Source organism: Rhizobacter sp. P1_G5 (genome assembly GCF_056405435.1).
In genome coordinates this window covers 1-980 of sequence record NZ_JBFUCB010001077.1, presented here as the reverse complement: position 1 = coordinate 980, position 980 = coordinate 1, and the positions used below count along the sequence as shown (strand labels likewise).

The window sequence follows — 980 nt, the reverse complement described above, 5'->3', positions numbered from 1 at the left end:
CAACCAGGACGCGGCGACGACGATGGCCACCTTGCTGGAGGCGCTGGGCCATGTGCCGCTGGTGGCGCACGACGGGCCGTCGGCGCTGCAACTGCTGGAGCAGCAGATGGTGGACATCGCGGTGCTCGACATCGGGCTGCCGGTGATGGACGGCTACGAGCTCGCGCAGCGCATTCGCGCGAAGGACGGGGGCAGCGCGCTGAGGCTGATCGCGCTGACCGGCTACGGGCAGGCGGAAGACCGGCTCAAGTCGGCGGCGCACGGCTTCGACGAGCACCTGGTGAAGCCGGTCGACATGGAGACGTTGCTGCAGTTGTTGCGGTGAGCGTGCAGGCGCGGCTGTGTCAGAAATGGCGGAGAAGCCAGGAATGATCAGTAGGCATACGCATCGAATACAAGGTCAATTTTCTGCTCAGCCAATTTCTTGACGATGCCATGTGGGACATCAAACCAGAAATTCGTGGAGGCTGTGGATACAAAGCATGATATTTCGACGTCGCAATTGTTGGCCAACTCATCAATGACTTGTTGTTTCCCATCGAGAAGTCCAGGCAGCCACCCGATGTGCTCGGAAATTGGCGAGTGTTCATCAAGCCCGGTAGAGGCATGCTCCGTCGATAGCATCCAACTTGAATGACGTGCCAGACTTGCATTCGGCCGAGAGAATACTGGCTTGCCTTTCGACTGCGTTGATCCTGGCAGCGGCTTCATCATTTCTGCAATGTATTCGGCCTGGAGGTCATCGCTCTTTATGATCAGAGATGCATGAACGCGTCGTTCGCTCATTTGTTTTCCTTGTGGGGAATCGATGTGTTTTCAATGCTCTCGCCAAGTCGGCTCATTCTTGAGTAGCTCTCACCACACATTCAGCGGTGCGATGAAGACTTGGATCCGACCGTACTTCTCGCGAAGCTTCGGCCCCTCTGCCGTAAATTTCAGCGTCATGTCTACGTCTCTGGGCGCATCGTCCGGAACTGCGT

2 protein-coding genes are annotated in these 980 nt (G+C 57.2%); one reads left to right on the top strand and one right to left on the bottom strand.

Features of this window, described 5'->3' with window-relative positions:
- Nucleotides 1-325, top strand: a 325-nt coding sequence (locus tag AC1D12_RS34130; RefSeq protein WP_477845494.1) for a response regulator, incomplete at its 5' end; no start/stop codon positions are given.
- Nucleotides 326-372: 47 nt separating this feature from the next.
- On the opposite strand, the gene AC1D12_RS34125 is transcribed toward AC1D12_RS34130, so the two are convergent.
- Complete coding sequence (locus AC1D12_RS34125; protein ID WP_477845493.1) at nt 373-786, bottom strand: DUF4279 domain-containing protein; 414 nt, start codon at nt 784-786, stop codon at nt 373-375.
- Between the last annotated feature and the right edge of the window lie 194 nt (nt 787-980).

Bases quoted from the DNA above. Each gene is read 5' to 3' on its own strand.
- AC1D12_RS34125 (WP_477845493.1), bottom strand. From the start codon at position 786: ATGAGCGAACGACGCGTTCATGCATCTCTGATCATAAAGAGCGATGAC.